General features: G+C 59.7%; 11 protein-coding genes and 1 tRNA gene. 1 reads left to right on the top strand and 11 read right to left on the bottom strand.

Annotated elements, in window-relative coordinates; genetic code table 11:
• Nucleotides 1–47 precede the first annotated feature (47 nt).
• Together UM93_RS00740 and UM93_RS00735 are read right to left on the bottom strand one after the other, a co-directional pair.
• Nucleotides 48–1421 carry an aspartate aminotransferase family protein gene (locus UM93_RS00740; RefSeq protein ID WP_045073067.1) on the bottom strand — a complete coding sequence of 458 codons (1374 nt, stop codon included), beginning with the start codon at nucleotides 1419–1421 and terminating at the stop codon, nucleotides 48–50.
• Between the two features lie 12 nt (nucleotides 1422–1433).
• Complete coding sequence (locus tag UM93_RS00735) at nucleotides 1434–2933, bottom strand: CoA-acylating methylmalonate-semialdehyde dehydrogenase (RefSeq protein WP_045076647.1); 1500 nt, start codon at nucleotides 2931–2933, stop codon at nucleotides 1434–1436.
• A 152-nt stretch (nucleotides 2934–3085) separates the two neighbouring features.
• Between UM93_RS00735 and UM93_RS00730 the strand changes: the two genes are divergently transcribed.
• Nucleotides 3086–4735, top strand: a complete 1650-nt coding sequence (locus tag UM93_RS00730) for a PucR family transcriptional regulator (protein ID WP_045073065.1) — start codon at nucleotides 3086–3088, stop codon at nucleotides 4733–4735.
• Here UM93_RS00730 and sufU read toward each other — a convergent pair.
• The 9 genes from sufU to UM93_RS00685 form a co-directional block, all read right to left on the bottom strand.
• Entirely contained in the window at nucleotides 4732–5181 is a 450-nt protein-coding gene (sufU, locus tag UM93_RS00725) for a Fe-S cluster assembly sulfur transfer protein SufU (RefSeq protein WP_045073063.1), read from the bottom strand. The genes UM93_RS00730 and sufU overlap by 4 nt on opposite strands.
• Entirely contained in the window at nucleotides 5178–6464 is a 1287-nt protein-coding gene (locus tag UM93_RS00720; RefSeq protein WP_045073062.1) for a SufS family cysteine desulfurase, read from the bottom strand. Before UM93_RS00720 ends, sufU begins: the two co-directional genes overlap by 4 nt.
• Before the next feature lie 97 nt (nucleotides 6465–6561).
• Complete coding sequence (locus UM93_RS00715; protein WP_045073061.1) at nucleotides 6562–7062, bottom strand: hypothetical protein; 501 nt, start codon at nucleotides 7060–7062, stop codon at nucleotides 6562–6564.
• 247 nt (nucleotides 7063–7309) lie between these two features.
• Nucleotides 7310–7894 carry an aminoacyl-tRNA hydrolase gene (gene pth, locus UM93_RS00710; RefSeq protein WP_045073059.1) on the bottom strand — a complete coding sequence of 195 codons (585 nt, stop codon included), beginning with the start codon at nucleotides 7892–7894 and terminating at the stop codon, nucleotides 7310–7312.
• A 9-nt stretch (nucleotides 7895–7903) separates the two neighbouring features.
• On the bottom strand, nucleotides 7904–8521 hold the full coding sequence (locus tag UM93_RS00705; RefSeq protein ID WP_045073057.1) for a 50S ribosomal protein L25/general stress protein Ctc: 618 nt from the start codon (nucleotides 8519–8521) through the stop codon (nucleotides 7904–7906).
• 269 nt (nucleotides 8522–8790) lie between these two features.
• Nucleotides 8791–9771: a ribose-phosphate diphosphokinase gene (locus UM93_RS00700; RefSeq protein ID WP_045073055.1), complete on the bottom strand. Its 981-nt coding sequence runs from the start codon at nucleotides 9769–9771 to the stop codon at nucleotides 8791–8793.
• A gap of 2 nt (nucleotides 9772–9773) precedes the next feature.
• Entirely contained in the window at nucleotides 9774–11279 is a 1506-nt protein-coding gene (glmU, locus tag UM93_RS00695) for a bifunctional UDP-N-acetylglucosamine diphosphorylase/glucosamine-1-phosphate N-acetyltransferase GlmU (protein WP_045076646.1), read from the bottom strand.
• A 148-nt stretch (nucleotides 11280–11427) separates the two neighbouring features.
• Nucleotides 11428–11499 (bottom strand) — tRNA-Gln (locus tag UM93_RS00690).
• Nucleotides 11500–11577: 78 nt separating this feature from the next.
• Nucleotides 11578–13401: an ABC-F family ATP-binding cassette domain-containing protein gene (locus UM93_RS00685; RefSeq protein WP_045073054.1), complete on the bottom strand. Its 1824-nt coding sequence runs from the start codon at nucleotides 13399–13401 to the stop codon at nucleotides 11578–11580.
• Between the last annotated feature and the right edge of the window lie 18 nt (nucleotides 13402–13419).

Here is a 13419-nt window from a genome sequence, read left to right as displayed (position 1 = left end):
GCTGGGTGAGCGAGCCGGCAGCTCACCCAGCTATCTGAACAGTACGACTAGCCGGTGACCAGGGCATCGGCCTGAACTAAGGCACGGTCAATAATGTCCAGGCCGCGGCGCAATTCTTCTTCGGAGATCACCAGCGGCGGCGCGACATGGACTCGGTTGAAGTGCGTGAACGGCCAGAGCCCTTCCGCCTTGCAGGCGGCAGCCACCGCATTCATGGGCGCAGCTGCCTCACCCGAAGCGTTGAACGGCACCAGTGGTTCCCGGCTGCTCTGATCTTTGACCAATTCGACCGCCCAAAACAAACCCCGGCCACGGATCTCACCAACGCTGGGGTGCTCCCGCTGCCAGCGTTCCAGCTCCGGGCGCACCACTCGCTCACCAAGGTCACGCACCCGCTGCACAATCTGCTCATCCTCAAAAACGTGCATAGTCTCCACCCCGACCGCGCAAGCTAGCGGGTGCCCCGAATAGGTCAGGCCACCCGGATAGGCCCGGTTGGCGAAAGTCTCAGCTATTGCATCGGAGATCAACACCCCACCGAGCGGCACATAACCTGAGTTCACGCCCTTGGCGAAGGTGAGCAGGTCGGGCACGACGTCGAAAGCGTCGACCGCGAACCACTCGCCGATCCGGCCAAAACCGACCATCACTTCGTCGGCAATGTAGACCAAGTTGTAGCGGTCGCAGATTTCGCGTACACCTTTGAGGTAGCCAGGCGGCGGAATCAGCACCCCATTGGTCCCCACCACGGTCTCCAAAATAACGCCGGCGATGGTTCCCGGGCCTTCCAACTGGATCACCGATTCAAGGTGTTCCAGGGCGCGCTGCGTCTCTTCTGCTGCGGAGCTGGCGTGAAAGGCTGAGCGGTACGGGTAAGGGCCGAAGAAATGCACCACCGAAGCGTCGCCCGGGTCATTCGCCCAACGACGCGGCTCACCGGTCAGGCTCATCGCTGTGGTGGTACCACCGTGGTAGCTGCGATAGGCGGCCAGAATTTTCCGCCGACCGGTGTGGTGGCGGGCCATTCGCACCGCGTGTTCATTAGCATCGGCACCACCATTGGTGAAGAAGACCTTGTTCAGGCTCCCCGGTGCTCGCTCGGCGAGCAAACGGGCCAATTCACCGCGCACGTCGTTAGCGAAGGCGGGTTGAATAGTTGCCAGCCGGTCTGCCTGCCGCTTAATTGCCTCAACCAGCCGCGGGTGCTGGTGTCCGAGGTTCAGGTTGACCAGCTGAGAGGAGAAATCAAGGTACTTCTTGCCCGAATAATCCCAGAAGGTCGAACCGGCACCACCGGCTACCGGCAACGGATCAATGAGCGCTTGCGCCGACCAGGAATGGAAGACATGATTCCGGTCGTCGGAACGAACTTGCGCCTCCGCGCTCTGCACCGCCTGCTGGGATGTGGTTTCAATGCTCATGCTGCGATCCTCTCAATGATTGCTGGGAAATCCCAGGTCCACGCTGGACGAGGCCGGGTCTGGCCAGCGGGTGGTCACCACCTTGCTTCGAGTGTAGAAGTGAATGCTCTCCGGGCCATAAATATGTGAATCGCCGAAAAGCGAATCTTTCCAGCCACCGAAGGAGAAACTACCGATCGGCACCGGGATTGGCACGTTCACGCCTACCATGCCGGCTTCGATCTCAAACTCGAACTGCCGGGCGGCGCCGCCATCCCGGGTGAAAATAGCTACCCCGTTACCGTATTGATTGCGATTGACCAGGGCAACCGCTTCTTCAAAGCTATCAACCCGCACAATCGAGAGCACCGGACCGAAGATTTCGTCCTGATAGGCCTTCATTTCGGTGTTGACATGATCCAGCAAGCTGACGCCGAGGAAGAAACCTGGCTGCGCGGCAACCGCATCCTGGCTGCCATCCACCACCACGGTGGCGCCCTCCGCGGGGGCGTTATGGACATAACTTGCCACCTTGTCTCGGTGTTCAGCGGTGATTAGCGGGCCCATCTCGGAGCTAGCATCGGTGCCATCGCCAATGCTGAGCTTGGCGATCCGCGACTGAATGGCCTCGCTCAGCGCATCCGCCACGCCGCCAACGGCCACCAGCACGCTAACCGCCATACAACGTTCCCCCGCTGAGCCGTAAGCAGCCGAGACCGCGGCGTCGGCGGCGGCATCCAGATCGGCGTCAGGCAGCACCACCATATGGTTCTTCGCGCCGCCTAGCGCCTGCACTCGCTTTCCTGCCGCACTGGCGCGTTGATAAATGGACCTGGCGATGGGCGTGGATCCAACGAAGCTCACCGCTCGGACGGTCGGACTCTCCAGGATCGTATCAACTGCTTCCTTATCACCGTTCACCACATTGAGCACCCCAGCCGGCAGCCCCGCCTGGCTGAAGAGTTCGGCAATCAGCAACGCTGCCGAGGGGTCCTTTTCACTCGGTTTAAGCACCACCGTATTGCCGCAGGCAATCGCATTGCAGACCATCCACAACGGCACCATCACCGGGAAGTTGAAGGGAGTGATGCAGCCGACCACGCCGACCGGTTGCTTCACCGAGTGCACGTCGACGCCGGTTGCTACCTGTTCGCTGTAGTCACCCTTGAGGTGCTGGATCAGCCCAGCAGCGAACTCAATGTTCTCCAAACCACGCGAAATCTCACCACCAGCGTCGGAGAGCACCTTGCCATGTTCGGAGGTGACCAGCGCGGCCAGTTCTTGCTGATGCTGGGCGACCAGGTGCCGCAGTTTGAAGAAGACATCAGCGCGCTTGGTCAAGGAGGTGGCACGCCAGCCGGGAAATGCTCGAGCAGCCGCCTCAATGGCCAGACTCACCTGAGCCGAGGAGGCGAAGGCTAGTTCGTGCTGCTGTTCACCGGTGGCCGGGTTATAAACCGCACCGAACCGTTGAGTCGATTCGGTGTCCGCTGCTACCAGCGATCCATCGATATAGTGCCCAATTTTTGCCATCTCGCCGCCTTCGTTGAAATTTTGCCTACCGCCAGGGAAATTGCTTGAACCAGTACGTTTTGTATGATTCACTCGATTTCAATTATGGCAAGGTAAAAGTACTGGCCACTCAGGCAAGTTGTTAGAACTTCCCCCAAAACAGAACAGATTGTATGACTGCATTCTCAGAGCTTTCAGCGGCTTCAGCGGCTACACCAGAATCTCTGGCGCAAAGCCCGGCGCTACCAACTGTGCGCGAGGTACTGGCTTTCAGCGAATTTCAGCGTGGTGAGCCCGAGGTACTTGCCGCCCGCCAGACACTCGACAATCCGGTGCGCTGGGTGCATATTCTTGAAACCTCCGAAATACACTCGCTCTTGCGTGGCCAAGAACTGGTGCTCAGCACCGGTGCAGCTTGGCCGACCCGGCCGGACGCCTTGCGCTCGCTGGCCGCCGCCCTGGCCGAAGCCAAGGTCTCAGGTTTGGTGCTAGAACTCAGCGAACGGCTGCCGCACGCGCCGCGGGTGCTAGTGGAAGCCTGCCATCAATTCAAAATACCGCTTGTGGTGTTGCATCGGCAGATTCAATTCGTTGTCGTCACTGAGCACGTGCACAGCATGATCACCGCTCAGCAGATGGCGGTCTTACAGGCTCGGGAGGCAGTCAACCAACGCTTTGCCGAGATGATCTCCCGCGGCGTTTCCAGCACCGCGATCTTGCAGCAGTGCTATCAGCTCCTGGGTTCGCCCGTGGTCTTAGTAGATATCGCGGAACGGGTGACTGGCGTGCAATGCGCAGACGGTGAGACGGAGTCAGTAGTGCGCGAACTATTGAGCAATTCAGCGCTGTGGGCTAATTCGGCGATTACCGCGCACGGTCAGCACTGGGGCAGCCTGAGGTCTCGATTATCGTCTCCGCAGGCCTCCTCGCCGTCATTGAATTCTAGCCAGCCGCTCAATCCCAGCAGCGCTGGAGTTGAATACATCCTCAGCCAAGCAGCCCTCACCCTGGCCGTTGATCGGCTAGCGGCTGGCAGCACCAACCCCTGGCGAACCGCCCGCGACGCCCAGCTCATTGGCGCGCTCAACAACCATGACTTTGCCTCCGCGGACGAGTTCAACCAGCTTGCCGAAACGCTCGGCTTCCCAATCCGCAACCAGAACTGCGTTGGGATCGTCGCGGAAATACCTCTACAACCCGCCACCACCGGAGTAATTCCAACCGCCGACACACTAGCCGAGGCCGTCGAAGCGAACGGGCTGAAGGCGCTGGTAGCCGTCGATTCCGGAAACCTCAAACTGACTCGGTTGATTCTGATCCTGCAAGACAGCAATCAGCTTGACACTCTGATCTCCTCAATCCATGCGCATTGGCCAAAGGCAAAAATCGCGGTCGGACGGTCAGCCAACGACGCCGACCAGCTCAGTGGATCGGTCCGCGAGGCGATCAGCTTGCTCAACTTGCCGGTAATGGAATCGAACAGCCAAGCACCAGCACCGATCCGCTATGCCGAGACACACCAGCTCAGGCTGTTGATCGGCGGACTGCGCCATCAACACAGTCTGCAGGCTTTTGTCGAGCTGACGCTCGGCAAAATACTGAGCTGGGACGCCCAGCACTCAGGCGATCTCCTAGAAGTGTTACGCGCTTATCTGAGGCACCCCGCCAACCGCACCGAAGCCGCCGCTGGCAGCCATCTGTCGCGTTCGGTGTTCTATCAGCGGCTGGCCCTAATAGAAGAAATCCTCGCCGTGGATCTGAGTTCAGGAGAGGTGATCTCCACGCTTTACTCCGCAGTGCTCGCCTACGACGCGCTCCGCTAGAGCTGTCGCAGTGCGTCCTCGGCAGCCACCCAGGACAACATGGCGCATTTCACTCTTGCCGCGTAACGCGCTACGCCGCCAAAAGCTGCCGCCTCACCGAGCACTTCCTCATCCGGCACGAGTTGTCCACGCGAACGCATCACGGCGCGAAACTCCTCAATCAGCTCCATTGCTTCGGAGCGGTCGAGGCCATCGAACAGATCGCTGAGCACCGAAGCCGAAGCCATTGAGATGGCGCAACCAGCACCGTCCCAGCGCACACTTTTGATCTTTTCACCGTCCACTTCAATCCGCAGGGTTATTTCATCCCCGCAGACCGGATTGAGTTGATGCGAGGAGGCAGTGGGCAGCCCCGGGGCTGCCGGGTGCCCTTCCAACGGCGAACCGTGCCGAGCCTTGGAATGCTCCAGGATGATGCTCTGATAAAGCGAATCCAACCCGCTCATTGAGCCGCCCCAAAGTAGCCGCGTACCTCAGCGACAGCAGCCAGAAAGGCTTCCACATCGGCAAGGCTGGTGTATAAATAACTACTCGCCCTGGTACTCGCGGTCAGACCGAGTCTGCGGTGTAGCGGCTGCGCGCAATGGTGTCCGACCCGGACCGCAATGCCACGATCATCGAGGAACTGGCCGACGTCATGAGCATGCACGCCAGCCACATCGAAAGCCGCCAAGCCGAGCCGCTCGGTGCCAACGCCGGGACCGAGCACTCGAACCCCCGGTATCTCTGACAGTCCGGTGACCAATAACTGCCCGAGTTCAGCCTCCCAAGCAGCGATTCTGTGCATCCCGGTTTCACTGAGGTAATTGGCCGCAGCAGCCCAGGCAATTGCCTGTGAAATCCGCTGAGTGCCCGCCTCAAAGCGCTGCGGAGCCGGTAGGTAGCCAGCGCTCTGCATGGTCACCGAAGTGATCATCGAACCGCCGGTCAGGAATGGCGGCATCGCATCGAGCAACTCTGCTTTGCCATAGAGTGCGCCGACACCGGTTGGCGCCAGCATCTTATGGCCGGAGAACACCGCGAAGTCAATGCCGAGACTGACAACATCGACGGGTAGGTGCGGTACTGACTGGCAGGCATCAAGAACCACCAAGGCGCCGACGCTATGCGCCATTTCGGTGAGCGAGCGCACCGGGTTAATAGTGCCCAGCACATTAGAAGCATGGCTAAAAGCGAACACTTTGGTGCGTTCGGTCAACAGGGCGGGCAGATCGGTTAGCTCGAGCTCGCCCTGATCGGTGATCGGCACGAACTTCAGCTCAGCACCGGTGCGTCGCGCCAATTCCTGCCAAGGAATCAGATTCGCGTGGTGTTCCATCTCGGTGACCAGAATTTCGTCCCCGGGGGCCAGCGCAAAGCGCCGGGCTTCCGCTGAGACCTGGCCGATGCTGGCGTTCGAAAATGAGTAGGCCAACAGATTGATTGCCTCGGTGGCGTTAGAGGTCCAGACCAGCTCGTTTTCCTGCGCCCCGATGAATTGAGCCAATACCGCCCGTGAGGTTTCATAAGACTCAGTGGCTTCGACGGCCAACCAATGGGCACCTCGGTGTACCGCCGCATTACGCTGTTCATAAAATTCTTGCTCGGCTTCCAGCACGCTCAGCGGGTTTTGCGAGGTTGCACCAGAGTCCAAATAGACCAGGGGGTGTCCATTGACTTCTTGATGCAGAATCGGGAAATCATTGCGAATCCGTTGAACTTCAATATCGGTCAAAGCAGGCTGAGTCACTTCTCAATTGTCCCACGCTTCGGCTCGCTCCCCCAGCTGAGGTTTCTTAGCAGGTCGGTACCAGTACCGCCAAGGTCGGCGGCGCAGAGCAAGCCCGCTAGGTTTGGCAGCTCAGCATGCGCTGACCCAATAGTCCAGTTAATGACACTTTGGTTGAGGCCACCAAGAGCTCGGTATCACTATCGGCCAGCGCGCTACGTAGCGTAGCGGCCTGTTGAGCGGCCTCCGCTCCGGCCAGAATCAATGTCACCGCGCCGGTCGCCCGAGCTATTTCGACAATTTTCTCGGAGCTTCCCAGCACGGGAATGCGGCCGAGCCGTTGCGGGCGGCCAGTGAGATACCGTTCAGGTATCACCGCGGCAACCAGGTACTGATTGGCGAAGGATCGACTGCTGCCCTGGCGCAGCACGGCCCTAATCTCCTCGGGCTCGCCCAGCAGCAGCACGGTACCGGTCTGCTGGCCCGGCTTTGTCAGAGCAGCGGATTGCCGACGCCGCCACCGGGCCCAGCCAAGCAAGCCCAGCGTTGACCCTAGCAACAGCCACGCCAACCAGCTCACCGCTCGCCGCCGCCCTACGTCCGCAAAAAACACCACCATGCCCCCAGATGTCAGCAATGTTTCGCTGTTGCCACCTAAACCTCGGCGACCTTAGATTCGCAGCGGGACAGATCCATGCCGCAGGAATCTATGATTCAGCGATTTCAGTTCTCGTACCCGAGTTAATCAGGATGCGGGAATTAAATCTACTCGAGTAGTAGTGAAAAGATGTGGGAACGCTTAAAAAGGCCATTAAATTTGTAAACTTATCGCCAACCAGCGAGGCGTAGAAATTCTGAGAAAAAGATCACTTAGGTGCGTGAAACCGTTGCTGCGCGCTCAGCAGATCTGAAGTGATTAACATCTCAACTGCATCGGCGGCATCGTGAATCAGAAAGGGGAGTTCTTTTTTCTCCACCGCCGAGAACTCTTTGAGTACATGGCTAGCCGCATCTCCGTGGCTGCCGGGCGGTCGCCCCACTCCGACTCGCACTCGGAGATAATTCTTACTGGTCATTGTCCGGCTGATGTCCCGCAGGCCATTGTGGCCGCCTTCGCCACCACCAATTTTCAGCTTGATCTGATCAAACGGAATGTCTATTTCATCGTGTACCACGATTAGGTTTTCCAGCCCGAGATCGAAGAATTTTGCCAGTGCCGCGGTCGGTCCGCCGCTGAGGTTCATAAAGGTTTGCGGCTTCGCCAATACTATTTTCGGTCCGCCCATGCCGAGCCGCCCCTCGGCGACCAGGGCGCGAGACTTATGGCTTCGGAAACTGGCGTGCAGCCGCTCGGCGAGTTCCTCGACCACCATGAAACCGATATTGTGCCGAGTACGACTGTAGTCGGGCCCGGGATTCCCGAGCCCGACTACCAGCCAGGTATTGCTCATCGCAGCAGATTACTCAGCGGCGGGCGCTTCTTCAGCAGACTCTTCGCTGCCAGCCTCGGCTTCAGCTTCAGCGTCCTCGCCCAGATCCTGCGCCACCGGCTCGGAGACGTTGACGATCAGGGTCTCAGCATCGGTCAGCAGGGCTACGCCCTTCGGCAGCACCAGATCGGAAGCGTGCACGTGCTCGCCCGGACCACGACCTTCGATGCTCACCTCGAGGGCGGAAGGCAGGTGGGTAGCTTCTGCCTCGACGCTCACCGAGGTGGCCTCCTGGTTGGCGACGGCACCCGGAGCAACTTCACCGGTCAGGGTGACCGGAATGTCAACGGTAACCTTTTCGCCGCGACGAACGGTCAGCAGGTCGATGTGCTCGATGATCTGCAGCACCGGGTCACGCTGAATGTCCTTGACCAGTGCGAGGTGCTCTTCACCCTGAATGTCGAGGGTGAGCAGGGCGTTGGCGTTACGGGCAGCACGGGTGGTCTCGCGCTCCGGCAGGGCGATGTGCAGCGGCTCAGCACCGTGACCGTAAATAACGGCGGGGATCTGGTGAGCGCGACGGGCCCGACGGGCAGCGCCCTTGCCGAATTCGGTGCGCAGCTGTGCTGCAAGCTTATTTTCAGCCATGAGGAACTCCTTCTAAATAATTAAAGCAAGGACGACGGGGCCGACCCCTGGAGAAGGAGTGCAAACCAATGTCGATCACGGAAAACTCATTCTCGAGTTTTCCCTCGCCAAGGTACCCATAAAGTTTAGCAGCTTCGACGTCGTGCTCCCACATCCGTAGCCCTTCCCCAACACCACGGTCCCACCGTGAGTTCGTTGTTTTGTCTCGGATTCGCTAGTAATTACTAGCGAATCCGAGACTTTACCGCGAACTCGCGCAGGACGGGAGCTTAGGCTTGGCCGTCGAAGAGTGAGGTCACCGAGCCGTCTTCGAAGACTTCACGGATAGCGCGGGCAATCAGCGGCGCGATCGAGAGCACTGTCAACGATTCGAATCGCTTCTCGGCGGGAATCGGCAGCGTATCGGTCACCACAACTTCCTTGGCGCCACAATCCGCCAGCCGCTGCGCAGCAGGATCGGAGAACACCGCGTGAGTGGCGGCAATAATGACATCCCGAGCGCCAGCGTCCTTGAGCACCTGCACGGCGCCGGCAATGGTGCCACCGGTATCAATCATGTCGTCGATCAGCACACAGGTGCGGCCCTCGATCTGACCAACCACCTGCTTAGAGACGGCCTGGTTCGGCACGGTCAGATCGCGGCTCTTATGCACAAAAGCCAAGGGGGCGCCACCCAAGCGATCGGCCCACTGCTCGGCTACCCGGACTCGGCCGGTGTCCGGCGAGACCACAGTGATTTCCTCCACGTTGACCTTGGTGCGCAGATAGTCGGCGAGCAATGGGGTAGCCATCAAATGATCCACCGGGCCGTCGAAGAAACCTTGGATCTGCGCGGTGTGCAAGTCAACGCTCATCAGCCGGTCGGCGCCTGCGGTCTTGTATAGATCAGCGACCAGACGAGCCGAAATCGGCTCCCGGCCGCGGCCCTTCTTATCCTGTCGTGCATAGGGGTAAAAAGGTGAAACCACGGTGATCCGCTTGGCCGAGGCACGCTTCAAGGAGTCGATCAGAATGAGCTGCTCCATCAGCCAGTTGTTCAACGGGGCGGGGTGCGCCTGCAGCACGAAGACATCGGCACCACGCACGCTCTGTGCGGCTCGTACGTAGATCTCGCCATTTGCGAAGTCGTAGGCATCGATGGGCAACAGGTCCGTTTCCAGCTCAACGGCGATCTGTCGAGCCAGTTCGGGGTGCGCTCGACCCGAGGCCAATAGCAACTTCTTTTCGCCGTGCGCGGTAATTTCATTCATGGCTACTTGCCTTCCCCTGCTGGAGCGTCGATCGGTAATGCGGATGAGGCCTCAAGGCCTTGCAGCGCTGACTGCGCCAACTCGGCGGAGCGCGAGCCCGGACGGTGGTTTATCACCCATTCCTCGGCATTTCGCTGCGCAGCAATACTGAGCGCCAGGGCTCCGGGTGGCACCGACTTCCTTAGCACCGCACCGGCGCCACTGTAGGCGCCGTCGCCCACCTCCACCGGGGCGACAAACACGGTGTTCGAACCGGTGCGGACACCCGAACCAATCACGGTGCGGTGCTTCTTTTCGCCGTCGTAGTTAGCGGTGATGTTTCCGCAACCGATATTGGTGTCTTCACCGATTTCGGCATCACCGGCATAGCCGAGGTGGGACAGTTTGGAACGCGCCCCAATCCGAACATTCTTGGTCTCGTAGAAGGCTCCGATCTTGCCTTCCTCCCCGAGTACGGTGCCAGGCCGCAAGTAGCTGAACGGGCCGACCGAGGCACCGGCCGAGATAATCGCCCCGGAACCATGACAGCGGGTCACTGTCGCCCCCTCGCCGATCTGCACATCCCGCAAGGTACAGTCCGGGCCCACCACAGCGTCACGATCCACCGTGGTGTTACCGTGCAATTGGCTGCCGGGAAGCAAGGTAACGTCCTCGGCCAGCTTGACCTGGACATCCACCCAGGTGCTGGCGGGATCGATCACGGTAACACCGGCTCGCATCCAATACTCGAGCACCCGACGGTTCAGCTCTGCCCCTAAGGCGGCCAGCTGAACCCGGTCATTAGCACCCTCGACTTGCCAAGGATCATCGGTGACAACCGCGGCAACCTGCCCACCGTCGGCGGCGACGATACCCAGTACATCGGTGAGATACATTTCGCCCTGCGCATTATCCGTGCTGATTCGCGCCAATGCGGAGGCCAGCACCTGGGCGTCAAAAGCACAGATTCCGGAGTTGATTTCGGTAATCAGCAGTTCCGCTTCGGAGGCGTCCTTATCCTCGCGAATGCCGGTTACTGTGCCATCCCTGGATCGCAGGATCCGGCCGTAGCCGCTGGGGTCCTGCACCAAGGCGGTGAGTACCGTAATCGCGTTGCCCTGCTGCTGATGTGCGCGCACCAACTGCTGCAGTAGCTCGGAGCTGAGCAGCGGCACATCACCATAGCTGACCAGCACAGTCCCTTCGAGCTGGCTGGCTGACTGCTCGGCCAGCGCTTGCAGTGCTAGTTGCGCTGCTCGCCCAGTTCCCGGCACCTCGTCTTGATCGACGATCAGCGCTTCGGGGTCCAGTTGATTGATCTTCGCGGCCACCAGATCCCGCTCATGACGCACCACAGCGGCTAAGCGGTGTGGCTTGAGTGAACGCACAGCAACTAGGGCGTGTTCAATCATCGAGCGACCACCAAGCTCATGCAAGATCTTAGGGGTACGAGATTTCATTCGGGTGCCGGCACCGGCGGCGAGGACAATAACGGAGAGCTCAGCGCCCTCAGCGGTTTCGGACGGCACGGAATTCAACCTGGCTCCTGTAGTTCGCTTGGGTGGCTAGCCTGCGCTGGTACCCGCCGTTGGTAGCACGGCGAATACCGATGGTAATCAGTTTACCTAGAGCAACCGATCCCCACCCGCACACTCCTACCGACGCTGAGCGCCGGAGTTCCGCCCATAGGATTCGAACCTATACTCCACAGCTCCAAAGGCTGGGGTGCTGCCGTTACACCAGAGCGGACCGTGCACTTTTAGGCACGAACATCTAGTCTGCCATGACTAGCACCCGCGGCGCGAGTCGAGCCCGGCCGGAGAGGGCTCAGCCAAGGATTTCAGCGGCCTCAAGCCACTCCAATTCGAGGGCTTCTTTTTCGGCTTGCAAAGTTTGCAGGCTGGCATTCTGCTCGTTCAGTACATCGAATTCGCCGTTCGCTGATGCTGTCTCCATCTGCTGGTGAATTTTCTCTTCCTGCTGGGCGATCTTAGCCAATTGGCGTTCCACTCGGTTGGCGTCCTTACGAGCCTGACGTAGCTCAGCTTCGGATCGTCCGGAGATAGCCTCAGCCGCAGTAGCTTGGGTGGCCGTTGCCAACCCAACGGCCTCGGCACCCTGGGCCTGCTCAGCTTGCTGCCGCAATGTCAGGTATTGCTCCACACCGCCCGGCAGATCACGTAACTTAGCGTCGCCCAGCAGGGCCATTTGGTGATCTGTCACCCGTTCCAGCAAGTACCTATCGTGGGAGACCACCACCAAAGTGCCCGGCCAGCCATCGAGCAGATCCTCTACCGCTGCCAAGGTATCGGTGTCCAAATCATTTGTCGGCTCGTCCAGCATCAGCACATTGGGCTCGCCAACCAGCAGTCGCAACAGTTGTAGTCGCCGTCGTTCGCCGCCTGAGAGCTCACGCACCGGGGTCCACTGCTTGTCTTTGCTGAAGCCGAGCTGTTCCACCAATTGTCCCGCGGTGAGTTCCCGACCGGCAATGCTGACCACCCGTTTCTCGGCCTCGATAACCTCGAGCACGCGCAGCTCCGAAACATCATCCAGTTCGGTAACTTCCTGGCTGAGCACGGCTGTTTGCACGGTTTTGCCGCGTTTGAGCCGACCACTCGTCGGCGTGACTTGACCGTTCAGCAACCTCAAGAGCGTTGTCTTACCGGCCCCGTTGACACCGACAATTCCGAGCCGCTCCCCTGGTGCCAACCGGAGAGTGATATTTCTCAGTAATTCCTTATCGCCCAGCGTCAGGCTGACGTTTTCTAAGTCCAAGACGTCTTTGCCAAGCCGAGCGGTGGCCATTTTGTTCAGCGCCACACTGTCCCGGGCGACCGGCACATCGGCGATCAGCTGATTAGCCGCCTCAATTCTGAACTTCGGCTTAGCGGTCCGCGCCGGCGCTCCGCGACGCAGCCAGGCGAGTTCCTTTTTGACCAGCTGGACCCGCTTGTTCTCCACCACAGCGGCCATCCGGTCTCGTTCCGCCCTAGCCAGCACATATGCCGCGTAGCCGCCATCGAAGGCGTCAACGGTGGCATCATGGACTTCCCAGGTGCGGTTGCAGACTTCGTCCAAAAACCAGCGATCATGGGTGACCACCAGGAAGGCACCTTCATTGGCACGCCAGCGGTTTTTCAAGTGTTCGGCTAGCCAGGCGACGCCTTCTACGTCGAGGTGGTTGGTCGGCTCGTCGAGCATGATCACATCGTGGTCACCAATCAACAGCTTAGCCAGCGCCACCCGACGTTTTTGGCCGCCGGAGAGCGAAGAAACTCGAGCCTGCCAATCGACCTCGGCGATCAAACCACTCATCACCTCGCGGATCTTCGGATTGGCCGCCCACTCATGCTGGGCATCGTTCTGGTGCGCCCGCTCGCCGACAATCGCCGCACCCACTGTTGACTCGCCGTCCAACACATCGGACTGGTCCAGGTAACCGATATCCAGGCCACGGCGGGCCGCCACTCGCCCAGAATCCGGTTCCTGCTTGGCAGCCAAAAGCCGCATCAGGGTTGACTTCCCGTCTCCATTGCGGCCGACCATGCCAATCCGATCACCATCTTCCAGGCCGAGAGTAACGCCATCGAGCACGGTGCGGCTGGCAAATTGAACGGTGAGGCCTTCGCCTCCTAGTAAATGCGCCAAATCATCCTGTCTAAATAA

It is taken from the genome of Psychromicrobium lacuslunae, from assembly GCF_000950575.1.
In the GTDB taxonomy this organism is placed as follows: domain Bacteria; phylum Actinomycetota; class Actinomycetes; order Actinomycetales; family Micrococcaceae; genus Renibacterium; species Renibacterium lacuslunae.
This window is presented reverse-complemented; position numbering and strand designations above follow the sequence as displayed.